The 18,962-nt window shown below is 43.3% G+C and carries 15 protein-coding genes, 1 pseudogene and 1 riboswitch; of the genes and pseudogenes, 9 read left to right on the top strand and 7 right to left on the bottom strand.

The features are described from left to right. Positions 1–5 precede the first annotated feature (5 nt). Positions 6–1,127: a glycosyltransferase gene (locus IQ246_RS13915; RefSeq protein WP_194003954.1), complete on the top strand. Its 1,122-nt coding sequence runs from the start codon at positions 6–8 to the stop codon at positions 1,125–1,127. A gap of 188 nt (positions 1,128–1,315) precedes the next feature. Here the strand turns inward: IQ246_RS13915 and IQ246_RS13910 are convergent, their stop codons facing one another. Next, on the bottom strand, positions 1,316–1,462 hold the full coding sequence (locus tag IQ246_RS13910) for a hypothetical protein (RefSeq protein WP_194003953.1): 147 nt from the start codon (positions 1,460–1,462) through the stop codon (positions 1,316–1,318). Between the two features lie 379 nt (positions 1,463–1,841). Between IQ246_RS13910 and IQ246_RS13905 the strand changes: the two are divergent. Together IQ246_RS13905 and IQ246_RS13900 are read left to right on the top strand one after the other, a co-directional pair. Next, positions 1,842–2,416, top strand: a pseudogene (locus IQ246_RS13905) (hypothetical protein). A 14-nt stretch (positions 2,417–2,430) separates the two neighbouring features. Further along, the gene (locus IQ246_RS13900) at positions 2,431–2,586 is read left to right on the top strand and encodes a hypothetical protein (RefSeq protein ID WP_194003952.1); all 156 of its coding nucleotides are present in this window, start codon (positions 2,431–2,433) and stop codon (positions 2,584–2,586) included. A 171-nt stretch (positions 2,587–2,757) separates the two neighbouring features. On the opposite strand, the gene IQ246_RS13895 is transcribed toward IQ246_RS13900, so the two are convergent. Both IQ246_RS13895 and mnmG read right to left on the bottom strand, forming a co-directional pair. Further along, a complete protein-coding gene (locus tag IQ246_RS13895; RefSeq protein ID WP_194003951.1) occupies positions 2,758–4,074 on the bottom strand; it encodes a hypothetical protein in 1,317 nt (438 codons plus the stop codon). 232 nt (positions 4,075–4,306) lie between these two features. After that, positions 4,307–6,229 carry a tRNA uridine-5-carboxymethylaminomethyl(34) synthesis enzyme MnmG gene (gene mnmG, locus IQ246_RS13890; protein ID WP_194003950.1) on the bottom strand — a complete coding sequence of 641 codons (1,923 nt, stop codon included), beginning with the start codon at positions 6,227–6,229 and terminating at the stop codon, positions 4,307–4,309. 142 nt (positions 6,230–6,371) lie between these two features. Here mnmG and IQ246_RS13885 point away from each other — a divergent pair, with 142 nt between their 5' ends. Next, the gene (locus IQ246_RS13885) at positions 6,372–7,205 is read left to right on the top strand and encodes a D-alanyl-D-alanine carboxypeptidase family protein (RefSeq protein WP_194003949.1); all 834 of its coding nucleotides are present in this window, start codon (positions 6,372–6,374) and stop codon (positions 7,203–7,205) included. A gap of 164 nt (positions 7,206–7,369) precedes the next feature. On the opposite strand, the gene IQ246_RS13880 is transcribed toward IQ246_RS13885, so the two are convergent. Next, positions 7,370–7,819, bottom strand: coding sequence for an orange carotenoid protein N-terminal domain-containing protein (locus tag IQ246_RS13880; protein ID WP_194003948.1), 450 nt, complete (start codon positions 7,817–7,819; stop codon positions 7,370–7,372). Between the two features lie 452 nt (positions 7,820–8,271). Here IQ246_RS13880 and IQ246_RS13875 point away from each other — a divergent pair, with 452 nt between their 5' ends. Further along, a complete protein-coding gene (locus IQ246_RS13875; RefSeq protein WP_194003967.1) occupies positions 8,272–8,847 on the top strand; it encodes a TIGR04376 family protein in 576 nt (191 codons plus the stop codon). A 194-nt stretch (positions 8,848–9,041) separates the two neighbouring features. On the opposite strand, the gene IQ246_RS13870 is transcribed toward IQ246_RS13875, so the two are convergent. Both IQ246_RS13870 and IQ246_RS13865 read right to left on the bottom strand, forming a co-directional pair. Further along, a complete protein-coding gene (locus IQ246_RS13870; protein ID WP_194003947.1) occupies positions 9,042–9,479 on the bottom strand; it encodes a hypothetical protein in 438 nt (145 codons plus the stop codon). Positions 9,480–9,558: 79 nt separating this feature from the next. Next, positions 9,559–10,038: an HAD family hydrolase gene (locus IQ246_RS13865; protein ID WP_194003946.1), complete on the bottom strand. Its 480-nt coding sequence runs from the start codon at positions 10,036–10,038 to the stop codon at positions 9,559–9,561. A gap of 630 nt (positions 10,039–10,668) precedes the next feature. Between IQ246_RS13865 and IQ246_RS13860 the strand changes: the two genes are divergently transcribed. Further along, entirely contained in the window at positions 10,669–13,302 is a 2,634-nt protein-coding gene (locus tag IQ246_RS13860; protein ID WP_194003945.1) for an EAL domain-containing protein, read from the top strand. Between the two features lie 421 nt (positions 13,303–13,723). Then, positions 13,724–15,121, top strand: a complete 1,398-nt coding sequence (locus tag IQ246_RS13855) for a hypothetical protein (RefSeq protein ID WP_194003944.1) — start codon at positions 13,724–13,726, stop codon at positions 15,119–15,121. 1 nt (position 15,122) lies between these two features. On the opposite strand, the gene IQ246_RS13850 is transcribed toward IQ246_RS13855, so the two are convergent. Beyond that, positions 15,123–15,674: a Chromate resistance protein ChrB gene (locus IQ246_RS13850; protein ID WP_194003943.1), complete on the bottom strand. Its 552-nt coding sequence runs from the start codon at positions 15,672–15,674 to the stop codon at positions 15,123–15,125. A 142-nt stretch (positions 15,675–15,816) separates the two neighbouring features. Between IQ246_RS13850 and IQ246_RS13845 the strand changes: the two genes are divergently transcribed. After that, a complete protein-coding gene (locus IQ246_RS13845; RefSeq protein WP_194003942.1) occupies positions 15,817–17,010 on the top strand; it encodes an MFS transporter in 1,194 nt (397 codons plus the stop codon). Between the two features lie 39 nt (positions 17,011–17,049). Then, positions 17,050–17,124: riboswitch (Fluoride riboswitch) on the top strand. Positions 17,125–17,219: 95 nt separating this feature from the next. Continuing rightward, positions 17,220–18,851, top strand: a complete 1,632-nt coding sequence (locus IQ246_RS13840; protein WP_194003941.1) for a sodium:proton antiporter — start codon at positions 17,220–17,222, stop codon at positions 18,849–18,851. The last annotated feature ends 111 nt before the right edge of the window (positions 18,852–18,962 follow it).

The following is an 18,962-nucleotide window of genomic DNA, read 5'->3' as shown; positions in this document are numbered from 1 at the left end:
AAATTATGAAAGTTATAGTTGTGATGCCGCTAGCCGAGCAAAAAGGCGGCGGTGAAATGATGCTTTGGGATTTAATGCACCAAGGACGTAATGCTGGTGTTGAGTGGTTGGTGATATTTTTGGAAGACGGGCCGATGGTAGAACAAGTCAAGTCCCTCGGCATTGATACGCGAATTGTCAAAAGCGGTCGTCTACGCCAAGTTCACCGTTTTATTGCGGCTGTTTTCCAAATAGCTGCGATCGCCCGCCGCGAACGTGCAGATATGATTGTTAATTGGATGTGGATCACTCATATATCTGGGGGTTTAGCGGCGATGCTGGCGGGGTTGCCGGCTGTGTGGTATCAACTAGAAGTACCTAGTGATAAAACTTGGTTAGTGCGACTGGCGACTTTAATACCCGCTCGTGCGATCGTCACTCTCTCGAAAGATGGTAAGCAAGCACAAGCCCAGATTTGGCCCCACAGACCAACACCTTTAGTTTACCCTGGTGTCGCCCTAGACAGATTCGAGCCTGCTGCTTTGCCTTCAGCAGAAGAAACACGGCAGAAGTTAGGCTTACCATTGCACGGGCCCTTAATTGGAATTGTCGGGCGATTGCAACGATGGAAGGGAATGCACGTACTAGTACAAGCCATGTCCCAAGTTTTGCAAAAATATCCCGATGCTCATTGTGTAGTGGTTGGCGGTAAGCACGATTTGGAACCAGATTATGAGGAATTCTTAAAAGCAGAAATAGCAGCTTTAGGGTTGAAAGAGCGGGTGATTATGGCTGGGCTACAGCGTAATATCCCGGAGTGGGTGCAGGCGATGGATGTATTTGTACATGCATCAGATAAAGAGCCATTTGGGATTGTAATTATTGAAGCGATGGCATTGGGTAAACCGATTATAGCTGGCAATGCTGGGGGCCCGACTGAGATTATTACTGACGGCGTTAATGGACTATTAACACCTTACGGCGATGCGGATAAATTAGCGATCGCCATTCTCCGCTATCTCGACGAGCAAGAATTTGCCCGAAATGTCGGACTAGCGGCGCGACAACGTGCTTGCGATTTCTCTACGCAGCGTTATGCCCAAAACTTTATTCATACAATTCGCTCTGCAATGCCAAGTGTTTCGTAGATACCACTCACGCACACTCTACGAATTCTTCTCTACCAGACGCTGCACGTTGACGCTCTTAGCATCTTGGCGTCTTCTCTACGAGACGCTGCGCGTTGGCAATTCAATAAATTAGACACGTCCGGAATATTAACTAGGGGTCAAAAAAATGTATCCCCTCAATACTTCGGGGTAAGCAATTATTCTGGTTACCACGACCAACCGAAGGGATTACCAAAAGATTTTTCCCGAATAATAGTCGCAAGAGAAGGGATTTTCCCAATCTTAGAAATACGGTCACGCACATACTCAAAAAAGCTGATTGACAACTTCCGAGTAGTGGCAACAAGAGACATAAAGGTATCCCAAGCTTTAGTACCAAGAGTAGTTTCTAACTTTTCCCGTTAAGTCTCGAAAAGCTTGCTCAGAAAGGATTGAGGAGAAAGCACACCATATACGGTACAGTAATTGAAATCGGGTGCTGGAGGTGACAAGCAATGCTGGACTGGTGGGAGAAAAATTTTGCGACTTGTGAGCTAGGCGATAAGCCTGACGGCATGGCTACGCTTACCGCCGATTGAATGAGCGTGCAATGTCAATAGGCTATGCTCTAAGTCTTGGATTTGGCAAAGGACTATGGGAAATCTTCAACAAGGGAAACGTACTCAAGAGAGCTTATGAGTTTTTGCCAACCCAAAAGTGGAATTTGCAAAACTAATAGAGCCGCACTGTCAAATGACGGCGGAAACTGTTGCAGAATATGATCTAGTGTTGTGTGTTGGAGACACTACTTTTCTCGATTATGACAGCATTCTGGCTAAAAAAGAAGGTTATGGTGCGATTGGAAAAGGTGGTAACGGTTTAATATTACACAGCGCTTTAGCGATAGAACCTCATATTGGTCAATCGGTAGGGATGTTGTGGCAAAAACTCTGGAATCGAGTCATAAAATTTTCAAGTCAGGCTGTCAAGTAGAAAGATACAGACTTGCTGCTGAGGGTATGAAGACCTTAATTGGTTTCTTGAGTGTAATTGCTGTGGAACTGTTGCAGTTAACTTATCTACACCGCACCCACCCTTTCGTCCCCGCCATTGAGATTCTTAATCCCCGTCAGCTTCGGATAATAAGCGCTAAATCTCCCAAACTACCCAAGGTGCTAACAGTTAGTTGGGCTGTGCAAGCGATCCCTCGTTTAGGCGGTTACTTGGAACATCCACGTAATACTCCAATTGGCATCCAGGTACTGTGGCGAGGCTGGTTAAAATTGCACGACAAGAGTGAAGGTTGGCAGCTTGCTAGAGAGACTTAACGGGAAAAGTCAGATTGCAAATCTATCATGTAGATTACCTTGCCCCAGTGATATACCTGGTTCCTCCTGTGTCTGTGATTATATCTCTCAACGGGTTATTTGGTAGTGATGCCTTCTCTGAGTATGTGCTACGTGGGGCAGAAGGACTAGCTACGAGCAGCCAATCTTGAAACTGTACTCTACAATAGTACATAAATGATGTATGCAATGCGCTAAATAATACATAATAATAATCATCAGTTCCGCTCATACTGTACGAAATTCCACGAAACGAGTCAAATATTAGCTAATCTAACTAACTATTTTATTTTTTGGAATTCCCTTAATTAAAGGCATTGAAATTATAATTTCTGCCCAGTGTAAATTGCTCGCACTTCACCGTTACGACGGATGACAGCTTCGCCGTTACTGACATCTACTAATGTCCAACCACTTGAACCAATACTTTCACCAACATCAACGCGGCGAGTTACGCCATCGATTTTAAATAAAGCAGCAGATTTATTGCCTAACTCTAGTAATCCCTCTAAAGTATTGCGAGGAACATCGGCAACAGCAGTGGGCAAAAATACCTGTTCCTGGGTAATAGTTGGTGCTGATGGTACTGCTTTTGGTGTAGGTGCTGTGCGTAATGGTACAACTGGTAATGCAGGTAAAGGATTGGATGGTTGACGCAAGGTAATTGGTGCGGTTTTGACAGCTAGAGGTTTGAGTTCTTCTCCCACAGCAGCAGCCAACATATTAACAGTTATGGGCTTAGCAGCTTGCCGCACAGTATTCAGGGCGGTTTTGACAACATTAGGTTTAGATCCCTGTGATGCAGTCGCAACTGGTGGTACAATTTTAGGGCTGGCAGGAATGCTCGGAAGCCCGTAGCGCATTGGTGACGGCGCTTGATAAACAGGGATATAGATGCGCTCAACAACGCCTCCAGAATGGTTAGAGGCTGGTGGTATACCGTTAGCTGCTAGGAGTGGTGGTAAATTACTAGTTGGCTGAACACCAGGAACGAGGGCTGTTTGGTTAGAAGTAGCCTGGTTGGATAATCGAGGTGTGACAGATTTTTGGTTGTTTTTTGCCTCTTGCTGATCTATAACTGCAAGTGCTCCCAGCATGTAGTCGATCAATTCTGCGTCCACTTGTGATCTTGTAGGCAACTGTGACTGTGGTTGCGGTACTTGTAGTGCGGATTGAGTCGGTTTCGTATTTAAAAGATATATGACTCCAGACTGTACTAGATAGATAATACCAGCGATCGCCACGCCTAAAGTTGTGCCTACAATCAGTAGTTTGCCCAAAGCACGTCTGGTTTTCTCAGGCCTTCTACTAACTGCTTTCACAGTGGAAGTGCCAACCACAACCTTACTTAATTGCTTGTGCCTAACTTGAGAAGTTTGGTTCCGTGTGTTTGGCAAAATCATTTGCGGCACTGTAACTGTTTGCACAGGCATATATTCTGGAGGTAGCGGCACAGTACGATTGCTCTGTATAACAGTTTGGGAAGGCAGATTCCCACTACCATTCAGAATGTAGTCTATATCGGCAAAGAGTTCATCCATCAAGCCATCAGCATACATATCTATCGACCAAGGTTCGTTGGCGATTAAGTCTTCTGATGCTTCGGAAATAATCAGATGGGTGCTAGCTGCTTGTAACATAGGCGTTGTGGGTTGTGGCTACTAGGACGGGGAAACGCCGCCCCTACTGCCTGGGAATCAGGATTATTAATGAAACATTCAATCCCTCGTCTTATTTAGACGAGTTGATTGAGCGGTGGTATTAAACTCAACTTTCATCCGGGGATTGTTGATGATGCCAATACTAAAATGTATGTCATCTATCATACCAACCCCCTCCCTACTACTATACTCAATCTTTATGAAGTTGGAGTTAAGTTAAAGCTGGAAATCCTGACTGGCTCTTGGTTTTACGCAATTCTAAATATAATAGTAAGGCGTTGATATCCGCTGGGTTTACGCCACCTATACGTGTAGCTTGACCGATAGTGAGTGGTTTTACCTGAGTGAGCTTTTCCCGTGCCTCTTTAGAAAGGGTATCAATTTTTGTGTAGTCCAAATCCGCAGCTAAGTGGCGGTGAGCCTGGCGAGAAATCTGCTCAATTTGATGTTGTTGTCTAGCGAGATAGCCAGAATACTTGATGTCAATTTCTGCGCCTTCTTTCTCGGCTCGGTTGAGGTTGGGGTTCCCCAGTCCATACCTGTCGAGGTCAACATAATGGAGTCCTGGACGCCGCAGTAAGTCAGCTAGGGTAATTGAACCTTTAATTGCTTGTTGGGTATCAGATGCGATCGCCATTCCTATTTCATCATGTTCTTTGACCCGCGTGGCGTGCAGCCGCTCTTTTTCTGTGATCATCTGGGTTTGCTTCTGGGTAAATAAATTCCAGCGGCGATCGTCAATTAAACCAATTTCCCGTCCCAGAGGCGTCATGCGTTTATCGGCATTATCGGAACGCAATATTAATCGGTACTCTGACCTGCTAGTGAGCATTCTATAAGGCTCCCGTAAGTCTTTCGTACACAGGTCGTCAACCAACGTACCAAGGTAACTTTGCTCACGCGAGAACACAATCATCTCTTGAGTGCGAGCAAAACGAGCTGCATTAATTCCTGCCACAATGCCTTGAGCTGCGGCTTCTTCATAGCCTGTTGTACCGTTAATCTGCCCAGCACAAAACAGCCCAGAAATTTTCTTAGTCATCAGTGTGGGATAACACTGAGTTGCAGGTAAATAATCATATTCCACAGCATAAGCCGGACGTAGCATGACACATTTTTCTAAACCGGGGAGAGTCCGCAACATCTGTAGTTGCAAATTTTCTGGTAAGCCTGTAGAAAACCCTTGGATATAAAGTTCCGGTATATCTCTTCCTTCCGGTTCAATAAAGATTTGGTGACTTTCCTTATCAGCAAAGCGCACAATCTTATCTTCAATACTGGGACAATAACGTGGCCCCTTAGCTTCTACCCAACCGCCATAAACGGGCGACAAATGTAAATTTTCCCGAATTAGACGATGGGTTTCAGTAGTTGTACGGGTAATATAACAAGGCATCTGTTCCCGTTCTACCCACGCATCCGGGTCAAAGCTAAACCAGCGCACATCTTCATCCCCTGGCTGGATAAGCATCTTACTATAGTCCACCGAGCGCTTGTCTACCCTTGCTGGAGTACCTGTTTTGAGCCTTCCAGTTTCAAACCCTAGGCGATTTAAGGTTTGTGTCAATCCCTCAGCTGCAAATTCTCCAGCACGTCCCGCTGGCATAGATTTGTTACCAACCCAAATTTTGCCTCCCAAAAAGGTTCCAGTTGTTAAGATGACTGCTTTGCATTGAAACGCCATCCCAAAGTAAGTTTGGACACCAATAACTTCATCGTTAGCACCCAACACCAAATCTGTAGCCATACCTTCGCGGATGGTCAAGTTTTCTTGGTTCTCGACAATTACCTTCATCACTGCTGCATATTCGCGTTTGTCCGTCTGAGCACGTAATGCCCAAACAGCAGGCCCCCGTGAAGAATTGAGGATGCGCTTTTGCAAGTAGGTGCGGTCTGCAACTTTACCCATTTCCCCGCCGAGTGCATCTACCTCATGGGTCAACTGGGATTTGGCTGGGCCTCCCACTGCTGGGTTACAAGGTTGCCAAGCGATTTTATCCAAATTGAGTGTCAACAGCAAGGTACGACAACCCAGGCGTGCAGTGGCGAGGGCTGCTTCGCAACCGGAGTGACCTGCACCGACGACAATAACATCAAAAGCGTCTTGGAATTCAATGGAATTGTGCATGGTCATACTTAGAAAATCAGCAAGCTCAGAGTTCTTTTCAATTTTAACCGTTCCAGTGGTTTCATGGATTTACCTTTCTGATAAATAAAGTTATCAAAAGAATTAATAATTAGTAACAAATATATTTATTTTCCTCAAGCACTAAACGATGAAACGAATTTTCAAAAAGATGACTTTTATCACTATATTTGTATTGATGATTTTTAGCTTAGTGGCTAGTCATGAGATTAGCCATCACCAACTAGATGGGGATACCCAATCATTAAAAAAATGTTTGAATACTATTTCATTAGTCTGTACAAATACAATATCTATTGCGCCATTTATTCCCAATCAGCAATTGAATGACCAAGAGCGTTTCTTGTCTGCAATTGCTAGAAAGTTACCTATAATTCCTCAGCCTGGTACTTTTGAATATATTCTGCTACGAGCTTATGGTGCGGTATTTGTAAATCCAGATACAGAAATTAAACTGCCACAAAAAGATATCTTCGCCAACGAACAAGAAACTCAAAAATTTCAAGATACCCTAAGCATGGGTCAAGTTGATGATACTAACGACTGTTATTTACAAAAATCGGCAGCTAATGCTTTAAATAAAGCGCGAGTATTACAAAACATTCCCCTAAAATCTGGTTATGGTTCTGGTGATTGTACTCGCAATTTTGCTACCAATTTAAGATTTTGGCACAAATACGCTAACAATCAAATATTGGCAAGAGTACAACAGGGTAAAGAAACAAAAATTCTTGGTTTAGTTGCACCTCCTGGAACTTCGCAACATCTTTGGGGATTAGCAATTGATTTACGCATTTCCAATCAACGGCAAAAACAAGCTCTCAATGAAAATGGCTGGTTTCAAACTGTGGAAAACGATATTCCACATTGGACTTATGTGGGTTTAAGTGAGGAATATTTACCTCAATTTGGTTTTAAAAATAAAGTTATCCGAGGTATTAGCTATTGGATTACACCATTATAAATCTTCACCAAAACTAAAAGCCCCGCCTATCCTTTGGTAACAACTTCGCTGAACAATCAAAGGCAAGGCGGGGTACTTAACTAAGTATCATCAGGATTGGCCTGAGATAATCGTCTCAGCATTATCTCCAATTCTCAAAGGCTGTTGAGAGTTCTTGGACTCTGCTAACCCATTACTTGCACTGCACTCAGCATGAAATTAACCCGCTGCTCAAACTCTAGCTTTTTGATTTGTGCTGTAAACTCGTCTGTTTCAGCAGGTAATTGATAGTCAGATGGCACTTGAATGATGGTTCCATTATCCATTCCTTGTGCCAACATCAGCCAAACATCTAATTTGGCATTGGGACTTAGAGCATTATAAGCTTGACTAATATTGTTAGCTGCGCCATTAATCAAGTCTCGTTGCGCTTGCATTTGCTCTTGGGGAGACAAATTCTGGATTAAATCAAACACTGCTTTAGCAGGACTTTCTACGCTGTTAGGTGGTGCTGGTGTTAGCTGCTCTTTGAGATCTAAGTAACCGAACCAAAGTATGCCCAGTTGAGTATCTACATCAAAGCGTTTAAAAGTTTCTAAAGCTGGTCTTGTGCTTTCGTCAATTGTGTAGGTCATAAAAAACTCCAAACAAGTTAAGTTATTCTCTATTTCATGAGTTCCTGAAAGAATTCGCTCTCAGTACCTTTACACAAGTTAACGAATGAATGGAGATGTATAACCCTACTTAGGGTAGGATAGCACTCACTGCATAAGACAGATATAGATAATTGAAATTGCTAGTTACAAAAATGCCTACTTCAATGTATAGAAAGGCAAAACTAAAAAGTATTCGTCGCTTAATCTCTCTGTGTACATCTATTTCTTATGGGTGGTGACGGCTTTGTTATCCTTTTCTCCAGAGCTACAACCCAATTGTCAATCTCCTTCTCTGGTAATGCTTACAAGGTAACTTTCCATTAACAGTTAAGTCTTTAGAGTTAGTCCTACCATTATTAAAATTCACCTTATAGCCCGATAATAATTACTACAATAAAATAGTTACATTCCCGATGTCTGGAGTTCTTGCAGTGGGCTTATTTGATGATTTGAGTCGGTTCCTGGAAAATCGTTTAGAAGAATTCTTGCGTAGTAATCCACATTTGGAGTTAGAGGCGCTGTTAGAACAACTGCGTGAGCAAGAAGAAGACACTTTAAAATTGGTGGCAGATTTAAGATTACAAGAGAAGCGATCGCAAGAGGAAATTCTGTCCACCGCTCAAGAAATCCAGCGTTGGCACATCCGTGTTCAAAAAGCAAAAGCCTCTGGACGAGAGGACTTGGCTACTGCGGCGGCTGAACGAGAAGCAGCCTTGTTGCGTGAAGGAAATCAGCGCTGGGGACACATGCAAGGGCTGAAAGAACGCATTACCCAATCCCAGGAACTACTACGGAAAATTCAGCAGCGGCGACAGGAGGTACAAGCCAAAGCCGCGGAAGCGCACACAGTACGTGCTCAAGCTCAAGCTCAGCAACGCTTGGAAACCAATGGTTGGTCAAATCAAACTAGTAGTTATTCTAGTGGTTTTGACGAATTAGAAGAGAAGTTTCGCAGCTGGGAAACCCAAGATGAGTTGGAACAAATGAAGCGTAATCTGGGGAAATAATTGCCAAGGCTAAGCCTAAGCAGTCAACTAAGACGCAAATTCTGAAATATTCAGGTAACAGGGGGTTTGAGATTGAGTCAGAAGCCAACGCCTTACCTAATAGTAAGGATATGCTGACGGACTCACGATGAAGTGACGCTCTCCCGCTAACCGCAAGCGGTGTAGACGGGAGCATCTGACCTTGCGAAATGGTTTTAACTTGTGGTGTACTTCTCAATTACCTTGGCAAAATCTGGAACTGCTGCCTCTACGTGTAACTTGGCTGAACCACGTAATTTATTGTAAGTTGAGCGCACAATCTGGCGTTTCGAGATTTTCGCTATGTCATCCGTAATACTGAGTAATACGTCAGCTGTGCGAGAGCGACTCTCAACAAGATGCTGAACTGGATCACCCTTTTGGACACCCTCACTCCAAATGGGATCAATCGCATCAAAACACTGCGGTAAGAGTGCTTCGACAACTTCGGGGATATATCCCGGCTTGATTCCTTTAAGGGCGGCAAAGGCAGTTTTGATGGCTATGCCACCTAGTCCTGACTTGGAAGCTAGTTGTGATTCTATCATGTTACAACAATCATCTACAACCACGGCTTTTTTCATTGGGTTCAAAAGTCCTTCGCTAAGTCTCATTTCATTCTTTTTTAGTATTAAAGTACTTGATTGAGATTTCATAGAACTTAGTAAAAACCAAAAGAGTTACAACAAGTTACTATGAAAAATTTCGGTAATATGGGTGATCAGACACAGCCAGTAGTTCTTGGTCTCCTCGGCTGTCTCCATAAGCATAAATATTGTACTGGCTCAACTCGCCCAGAACTGTTCTGAGTCGCTCAACTTTTTCTTGTCCATAGCAGTTTTTTCCCAAAATACGACCTGTTAAACGGTTATCTTCAACTTCTAATTGGGTTCCTGCAACTTGTTCAAACCCCATTTTCTCTGCCCAAGGTAGTAAATAGGCCTCCAGGGAAGCACTGACTAAAATAAGCCGATGTCCCTGAGCTTGATGCCATTGTAGACGCTGCAAAGCTTCAGGGCAAAGTAATGTTGGTATCTTTTCCAGTGCAAATTGTTTTGCTAATTGGTAGAATTTTGTTTCTTCTTTACCTGATAAAAAGTAAGTGAGTAGAGCCTCCTTTGCCCACCAGTTAGGAATCAATTTCAGGGTATAGGCTACTAGTATAGGACTCATTACCACCAATCCCCATCAAAAAGACCATCGTCCTACAAGCATCTTCAAAAAACGTGCCTTTTTGCAGTTTTTCTGTTAAGAACAGCGGTTTAAACCTCTCCCACTGTTCGTTTTTTAAATCATTTTTGCTCATCATTAAAACACAGCGATCGCCTATTTTTATAAACTAAAAATGTTCAATTAAAAATAATTTTTTTGATTGAACATTTTGGTAAAAACTCTCCATGAGTTTTACTGACACAGAAAGGTATGTCAAATGCTTATTGCTATCAGCCTATTTTTTAAGATAGGTTCATTTTATTTTTAAATAATACTGATTTTAATCTATGCAATTGTATCAGTTTTACTTTGATTGTAATTTCATCGTAACTAAAAACAAAAATCCGCAAATATACGATGTGTTCTATTAGGTATTTAATTTTATTCTGGATATTTAAGACAGGAAACATTGGAGGAAAGTGATTGCAGGAACAAAGTTTAAAAAAGCTGATTATTGAATTCAGAAAACCGCTGCGACCCCCATTAAAAAGACTAGTTTACCAATGCTGTAGTCTACTTAATTGAAAATCGTTGTATGAGAGCAGTATTTTTCCGACTAATACCCAAAGATATGAGGTTTTGAGGAACAGCATGGCAGGAAATGAACGGGAAAAAATACGCCACTTTTTGGTAGTCCAAGACCTAAAAGGGGAGCGAACTATTCCCCTGAAAGACGCTACTTATTCTCTTGGGCGACACAGTGGGAATGCGATCGTCCTCCGTTCCCGGTCAGTATCCAAACAACATGCCATTCTATTGCGGGTAACTCTTCCACAAACTGACCAATATGGCTTTCGGGTTATTGATGGTAACTTCAATGGGAAAGGGAGTACTAATGGCTTATTCGTGAATGGCTCTAAATGCTCCTATCATGACCTCAAACATGGAGATATTATTGTATTTGGCGATCAGGCTCAGGCTACATATTATGCTATTTCTAACTTGTCAGAAAAAGCATTTTCTGAATCTTGCGAAATTGATGACTTATCTGGCTTTCTGTCAGAGCAAGCCAATCCTGTCAATCCTTTTCAAACTCTAGTTGTCGATCCTAGCTTTGAAGGAGCTAGCGATACAGCTTTAGCTCGCCTAGCATCCTTTCCTGAACTTATCCCCAATGCGATTATCGAGACAGATTTAGAGGGGACAGTGACTTATCTTAATCCAGCCGCATCTCTCAAGTTTCCTAAACTTAGGGAAACTGGTAAACAGCACCCCATCTTGGCAGGACTCCTGAGTACGGTAAAGAATCTAGAAAAAAATTCTTTTGTTCGGGAAGTAGAAGTTGGCACAGAAGTTTTTGAACAATCCATTCACTATCTTCCTGAAAGTGATTTAATTAGAACTTTCATTGTTAGAGATATTACAGAGCAAAAGCAAGCTGAAGCTGAATTGCGCCAGCGCGATCGCTTGCTACAGGCAGTTGCAGAAGCAGCCAATTATTTGCTGATGGAAATGAATTACGAGACAGCTATTGACAAAGCTCTCGCTACTTTAGGTGAAGCTGCCAAGGTGGATCGTGCCTACTTTTTCCAAAACCATCCCCATCCTGATACAAGTGACATGGCAATGAGTCTGCGGTTTGAATGGACGCGTTTATTTGTTGAACCTTCTCGTCACCATTGGCAAAATCAGCTTTATCAGGTTTCTGGACTCAGCCGATGGTACGATGCTCTCTCTAGCGGACAATCCATTAGCGGACTCAGCCGAGAATTTCCCGCAGCCGAACGAGAATACCTCACCAGAGATGGCATTCAATCTCTGCTCTTAGTGCCTCTGCGATTAGATGACGAGTTTTGGGGTTATCTTGGCTTGGCAGACTGTACCTGTGAACGTCATTGGTCAAGGCACGAAGAATCTACTCTGTTGACAATGGCCGCCAGTATCATTGGTGCGCGGCAACGTCAACACGTGGAAGAGAAAATTCGCTATCAGGCCCTCCATGATTTCCTCACAGGCTTGCCCAATCGCCTGCTATTTAACGAGATGCTTACCACAGCTTTGCCCAACGCGGTTCGGAATCATCACAGTTTGGCTGTAATGTTCCTCGACCTGGATCGTTTTAAGGTGATTAATGATACTCTTGGACACACCCTAGGAGATGAATTGTTACAAATAGTGGCTCAAAGATTGAAAGACTCCCTCAGAAGCGGAGACACCGTTGCTCGTTGGGGAGGGGATGAATTCACTATCCTCCTGCCGCGAGTAAATCATATCGAAGAGGTGGCCCAGGTTGCTCAAAGAATGTTACAAGCTTTAGAGGATGTCTTTCATATCCAAGGGCACGAACTTTACGTTAGTGCCAGCCTTGGTATTGCATTGCTTGATCAAAACAGTCCTAATGCCGAAACCTTAATTCAGCACGCAGATGCTGCTTTATATCACGCCAAAGACAAGGGCAGGAATAACTACCAATTTTACAGCGTTTCTCTAAGTGCCACCAATCCCGAACTCCTGACTTTAGAAAAGAATCTGCGCTATGCCTTAGAACGGGAAGAGTTAATAGTCTACTACCAGCCTAGGGTAAACATTGTCACAGGAAAAATTACTGGCATGGAGGCTCTGTTGCGTTGGCAGCACCCTGAGATGGGATTAGTTGCGCCTAATGTCTTCATTCCCCTTGCTGAAGAAAGTGGATTAATTTTCTCTATAGGCGAATGGGTACTACAGACAGCCTGTAGTCAAAATAAAGCTTGGCAAGATGCAGGATTGACACCTCTGACGATGGCTGTCAATCTTTCTCTGAAGCAATTTCGTCAACCCAATTTAGTGGAGACTATAGCCAGAATTTTACAACAAACAGGACTAGAATCCCGGTTTTTAGAGTTAGAAATTACAGAAACGACGGCGATTGAGGATCTAAACTTCACCAGATCTGTACTACAGGAACTAGAGCAGATGGGCGTTTACATCTCCATAGATGATTTTGGTACAGGTCACTCTTCCCTCTCGCGCTTACAAATGTTGCCACTCCACAATCTGAAAATTGACAAATCTTTTATTCAAGATTTAACAACGGATGCCAAAGTAGCTCATATTATCAAGGCGATAGTTAGCTTGGGGCAGAGTCTGGGGCTAAGACTGACCGCTGAAGGGGTAGAGAAGGAAGAGGAATTAGAATTTTTAAAATCTATCAACTGCGAGGATGTACAGGGCTTCCTGTTCTATCGACCGCTTCCTGTTCTGAAAGCCACGGAAATTCTTCACACTCAAAGTACAAAGCTCTAGGAATCTGCCATGCAGATATACTTTAGGGAAAAACTATTCTAAATCTCCTAGCTATTTTTCCGGAATTGATAACGCTGGGGTGGTATCCCTTATTAGACTATCGATTTTATATTTACCATCTATAACTAACCTTCGGGGAATATTGCCCCATTTCTTCCCTTCAAAAGCCTGGTCTTCACGATCAGGCTTTTGATTTTTAATACACGCCCGTTGTAGTAGAGACGTTGCATTGCATAGAGACGTTGCATTGCAACGTCTCTACAGGATTTAAATGTATCGTGATTAACGTGAAATGGTATGAGTCGGTATGGCAGTGAAAGCCGCAATTGGGCATAGTATTAGGTATTATATAAGACATACTTTCAGAAACTTTTAAGGGATTTCATGAGTCTGGTACTCCAAATTCTGCAAACACCCGCCAATGTCATTTTTTGCTCAAGGTATCCCCGGATTACCCGATCTGACACATCCAACTGAGCTAGTCCAATTTGGAACTCAGTTGCTCAAAGGTTCACTGTTATTAATATTTTTGGTCGTAGCTTTGGGAGTTGCGATCGCTTTAATAAGTTTTTCTCTACGTCGAAATCAGCCGGAACAATTGGTGTTCATTGGCGAATGGGCTGTTCGTTATTCCCAACTTTTACGGGGATTGCAGCATTTAACTCTAGTATTAATTCTGTTGGTAACTGGATTTTTTCTGTGTTCAACTTTGAGTAATCGCTACCACCACTGGGAACAGGCCAAAGTGGCTCAAGTAGCCCAAAGTGTCGCGGGTGAGAAGCTCGAACAATTTGCGCCCCAAGTGCGCTACATTACGCAAGAGCCATACACCTATACCACCCAAGTTAATGGCAAGATAGTTCAAGTAAATGAGACACGACCAATCAACCGCTTTTTGACGCTGGCTGGTTCGCAAATTCAGGTCAAGCTAGACCAAAGCACAGATGTTCAAGGTCGCAGTTCAATTTATCGTGCACATTACACTGCTGATTATAAAGTTGTTAACCAACTCAAAAATATTAGTAATTTTTTCTTTGAAGCACCGCCACCTAACGGTTACACACTGCTTGCTAGCTACAAAGTAGAGCGGGACAGTACTAGATTACAACAAACTAATCCCGGAGAATATAGCTTTCCTTTCCGCTTGCAACCAGGGGAAGAAACTAGCTTTAGAGTTACCTATCAAGCTCAAGGAGGGCCGCGTTGGGTTTATAGCGCAACGAGTCAGTTGCTCTCTAATTTCCGCCTAACGGCGATCGCTAACTTTGCACCTGCTGATTTTGCTAGTGGCATTGTACCAAATGAGATTAAAGGGGACGGACGCAGTACCCAATTTACTTGGATATTTGATGACAATGTTTCTATAAAAAACCCATTTGGAGTATTTACCAGCACCGAACCTATTCGTCACACTGGCATCATTCCCCGGATTTTATTATTAGCACCAGCATTATTTTTGTGGTGGATATTGTTGCTATATTGGTCGCTACCAATGAGTCTGAAAAATGTTGCGATCGCAGGCGGTATTTTTTTTGCTTGTCTGCTGACTTTAACTTATCTGGGTCGTTTGATGAATGCTCAGTTAGCTTGGACTATAATTTCCCTAGTCTTACTCACCTTAACATGGGGGTTGGGGTCAAACCGCAGTGCTTCCCTGGCTGCAATTATCTGCACTATTGCTGGTGCAGTGCTACCCGTCTTTGGTTTATTAGTACCGTTCAGTGGCCTTACCCTCAGCCTAGCTGGCTTACTTTCATCTGTCTGGCTAGCAGTTCGTCACTGGTATAGCTGGTACAGTTTGCACCCAGAAAAACGATAAACTACACATCGCTAGATTTTACCCCTTGTGCTTCATATACTTGTTCTGTAAAGCTCTGAAAATCTAGCTGGCAAGCCTTAAAAGCTTCAGTAGCTTGTAAGTATCCTTGTGCGTTAAACAGATCGCGATCGCGGATTTTCGGCAACCAAGAACGGAGTTTAGCTAGTTCTGCCTCGTTCTCTTCTAGTTCTGCGAAGGTAAGGTTAGCTTTTTTCCGTTCTTCACTCAATTCGCTATGAAAATCCCGACACTGCCCCAAAAACTCTTGGTATTCTTGATCAGCCTGCTGTTGGAAACGCTCTACCAATATGGCGTTTTGCTCTGGCACATCAATCCAAATGGTGAATAAATCTGCCTCACCACCACCTGCTGTAATGTCTGCTTTCAATTCTGTCAACTGATGCTGCAAGTTCTCTCGCTGCGGTAGTATGCACACCGATTGCTGTAGGTAAAGTGCGCCCAATCCCTTGAGTTTACGCCAAACATATACCCGCTGGGTCGAAGGTTGAGCAGGCACTCGGTAAACCAATAAGTTCCAACACTTTCTATCCATAGAGGTAGTGTAACAGATGTTGCATTCAATTAAATTTATTGCTATTCTTCCTATGAAACATCTGTTGCATTTATGAAATTTATAAATCCAAACTATAAAGTTGGCGAGATTGATTGGAGTCCCATTGTCCACAGTAAGGAATATGCAACTACAAAAGAAATTCTTTCAAACAATTCCTCGCACTGTTTGGGTGTTGGGGTTTGTTAGCCTGCTGACAGATATTAGTTCCGAGATGATTCATTCTGTATTGCCTTTGTTTCTAGTGTCAGTATTAGGGGCGAATATCTTGACTGTTGGCATCATTGAAGGCATTGCAGAAGCAACAGCTTCAGTACTAAAAGTCTTTTCTGGAGCTTTAAGTGATTACCTAGGACATCGCAAGGGGCTAGCGGTATTTGGCTACGGGTTATCTACCTTTGTTAAACCTCTATTCGCTGTAGCTAGCACTCCAACGGGGGTATTGATAGCTCGGTTTGGCGATCGCATTGGCAAGGGTATCCGAGTAGCACCCCGCGATGCCTTAGTTGCTGACTCTACTAACCCAGAGGTTCGGGGTGCAGCCTACGGATTGCGTCAGTCTCTCGATACTATAGGAGCATTCTTGGGGCCATTGGTAGCATTTGCCCTCATGGCTACTTCCACAAACAACTTCCGCCTGGTTTTTTGGCTAGCACTTATCCCTGGTTTCTTAGCAGTGGCTTTATTAACAGTGGGAGTACGTGAGCCGAGAACAAGTCGAACCCAACAAAGACGCAGCAACCCTCTGCAATGGCAAGCTTTACGCAGTTTGGGACAGAGATACTGGGTACTTGTAGCAGTGGCGCTGCTATTTAATTTCGGCAACTCTAGCGATGCTTTTTTGCTACTGCGAGCAGAGCAAACGGGTATTTCCGCCCCACTTATACCGTTGACATTAGTGGTGATGAACATCGCCTACTCATTCAGTGCCTACCCATTGGGAATACTTTCTGATCGCTTGGGCAGATTTGGGCTACTTGTAGGCGGATTTCTTCTATACGCTCTAGTTTATCTGGGCTTTGCTTTCGTACAAGCGCCTTGGCAAGTTTGGGGATTGTTTGCCCTTTATGGTTTGCATTTGGGTATGAGTCAAGGGTTGCTGTTAGCACTAGTGGCAAACAGCATACCTGCAAATCTACGGGGGACTGCTTTTGGATTTCTCAACTTGGCTGTAGGATTAGCTCTTTTGCCTGCCAGTTTGCTAGCTGGTGGATTATGGCAGACTCTAGGAGCAGAAGCGACATTTATTGCCGGGAGCTTTTTTGCGATCGCTGCGGTATTGTTACTAGTTACTCAAAGAAACAAATACAAATATTAAATTCGACCAAAAGCAAAAATGGTATCCTTGATTTAAAGTCAAATCAATGGCGATGGAGCTCGCCAAAACCGCCATTCCAGCCTGTTCTGGAAGGCTGATAGCTCCTACTTTCCTCGCTTGCAGCGGGAGGGTAGGGCTTGGCTAAATGCATTACCTGACTCCCCTGTAGAAAGTATCTGTCTACAAAGCACACTTCAAGGAGTTATGGGATGTTAGCCAGTGTATTGTGGATTTTAATGATGGGCTTTTTTGTGGGTCAAATTGCCCGTCGTTTGGGTGCTCCGCCTTTAATTGGCATGATTTTAGTAGGGATTATTCTTGGCCCCCAAGTGCGTAATGTCATTAGTCAAGATGTCCTGGGTGCTGCTGATGAATTAAGAACTTTGGCAGTGATGATTATCTTGATGAAAGCTGGGCTGGGGTTAGATCGGGAAAAGCTAGCTCAACAAGGAACTGTGGCGTTACGCTTAGGATTTTTGCCAGCGACAACAGAAGCGATCGCAATTGCGATCGCTTCTATGGTAATTTTTCGTTTGGACTTTCCCACTGGGTTGCTCTTGGGCTGTGTAATTGGCGCTGAATCTCCCGCTGTCATTGTCCCCGGAATGCTTAGACTTAAAAGTTTAGGCTGGGGTGTCACTAAAGGAATTCCTGATGCAATTTTAACTGGGAGTGCTTTATCTGATGTATTGCTATTGCTAGTCTTCAGCCTCTTACTAAGTTTTTTAGGTAATGGAGGTGTTGAGCAGATTTCTTTACCTGGGGGATTCACTTTAACTGCTCTACAACTACTTCCGTTGCAAATTATGATGCAAATCTTGTTGGGAGTATTGTTTGGCTATTTAGCAGCCCGTTTGCTAGTTTTACTATTAACAAAACAAAACTGGACACAGAACGCAGTTCAAGATACTTTGATTGCCGCAGGTTTAGCCTTGTTGCTAGTAATTGTTGCTCATGCTGTACCTTACTTTTCTGGTTACTTAGCGGCAATGGCTATGGGATTTTTCTTAATTGAATTAGATGCTCCTCTAGCTCGAAGATTGCGTGGTGGATTTGACAGTTTATGGATAGTAGCTGAGATTTTTTTATTTGTCTTATTAGGAGCAACTATTCAACTACAAGTATTGGGAAAAATTCTGTTACCCGGTATTTTAATTCTGGCGATTGGTTTATTTATCGGTCGGATGGTGGGCTGGTATCTTTCGACTTTGGGTAGTAATTGGAATTGGCGCGAAAGACTATTTTTATTACCAGGAAACTCCGCTAAAGCCACAGTCCAAGCTGCCATTGGTGCAATTCCTCTTGCTCAAGGCATTGTAGGAGGAGAGATAATTTTAGCGATCGCAGCTCTTTCAATTTTAATCACTGCACCGTTGGGAGCTTGGGCAACGATGACATTTGCACCTAAATTGCTTACTAAAGGAGAAGTTGACCCCACCAAAGTTACAGTTGCTACTCATACCTTGTTTTTGGCAGCAGTGGATGCATCTATAACAACAGAAGTTTTAACCAAAGTTGCAGATTTGGCACGGCGCAGTAATGGTGAAGTAATTGTTTTGCATGTAATTAATACCTCGAATCAGCGCGCCGTAGAACAAATACGCAAACAAGCTAAACAGTTGCTATCTGATATCAAATATGAGCTTTTGACAACAACAGGCGCTGTACCAGAAGAAATTATTCGTGTTGCTCAGGAGCATCATGCTACTGCGATCGTTATGGGAAAACGAGGACATCAACCTTGGGAACAAGTGCTGATTGGCTCAGTATCACAGGCAGTTTTAGAAGCAAGTCTAATACCTGTAATCTTACTGGAAAACCGTAAGGCTAAGTCAGTTTAAATCGGCTGATAGTAAAAGGGATTGGGCATTGGGCATTGGGCATTGGGCATTGGGCTTTGGGCATTGGGCATTGGGCTTTGGTCTTTGGGCATTGGGGATTGGGCATTGGGC

Origin of the sequence: aff. Roholtiella sp. LEGE 12411 (assembly GCF_015206995.1) — a bacterium.
In the GTDB taxonomy this organism is placed as follows: Bacteria; Cyanobacteriota; Cyanobacteriia; order Cyanobacteriales; family Nostocaceae; genus Komarekiella.
This window is presented reverse-complemented; position numbering and strand designations above follow the sequence as displayed.